Source organism: Mucilaginibacter arboris (assembly GCF_009754915.1).
GTDB lineage: Bacteria > Bacteroidota > Bacteroidia > Sphingobacteriales > Sphingobacteriaceae > Mucilaginibacter_A > Mucilaginibacter_A arboris.
Genome location: NZ_WPIK01000061.1, coordinates 1 through 729, shown reverse-complemented (window position 1 = coordinate 729; position 729 = coordinate 1). Strand labels below are relative to the sequence as shown.

Sequence of the window (729 nt, the reverse complement as noted above, 5' to 3'; positions counted from 1 at the left end):
CGTTAGCTGCCATTGAATAACCGCCGAATGAATTGGAAAGACAACATAAATACTCTTAAAGAAATTTACGACGGACACTATCAAATCATTCTTGATTTTGCAACTAATGACTTTATTAAATTTGCATTATCGGACGAATACAAATATGTTTGGGTATATTCTCATGAAACCAAAAATTCATTGAACTGGAATACTTACGAGCTTCCGTTATCTAGTGATCAGCAAAACTACAAAATGTTGGCGCGAAATATCAGTTTTGATTTTATTATGCCGACTAATGACTTCAAAACTATTTTGCCAATAATTGGACCGGGAATTACATTAACACAACTAAATGTTCTTCCAAAGTATTATTTAAGACCAGTAACTATTAAAGGAAAAACAAGGTATGACTTGTTATTAAACGAGTGCGACTACCTATTTGAAATTGATATTCCTTCTGCAACTGACTATGGAACTATAAGAAGTAGTGATCGAGATTATTTACAATCGCTTTTAGAAAACGAACAGATTAACTGGGATGACCTTCCATAAAAGAAGTAACGGCAGCTAACATGGGTTTGGCAAAAAACTGGCTGACGAATTGAATATCAACTTTTGTTTTGCTATTTTGCTTTGGTTCCGGCAGACGGAACAATTTTTAGCTTTTAAAACAGTATTGAACTTTTTGTTATAAATTTAGCTTTGGTTTCGGCTGACGGATTTCAAATTCCAGTTCTTCGCCAAGCC

General features: G+C 34.0%; 1 protein-coding gene. It reads left to right on the top strand.

Annotated features, from left to right (window positions below; genetic code table 11):
• The first annotated feature begins 27 nt into the window (after window positions 1-27).
• Entirely contained in the window at window positions 28-534 is a 507-nt protein-coding gene (locus GO621_RS18715) for a hypothetical protein (protein WP_157569933.1), read from the top strand.
• Window positions 535-729: the final 195 nt, after the last annotated feature.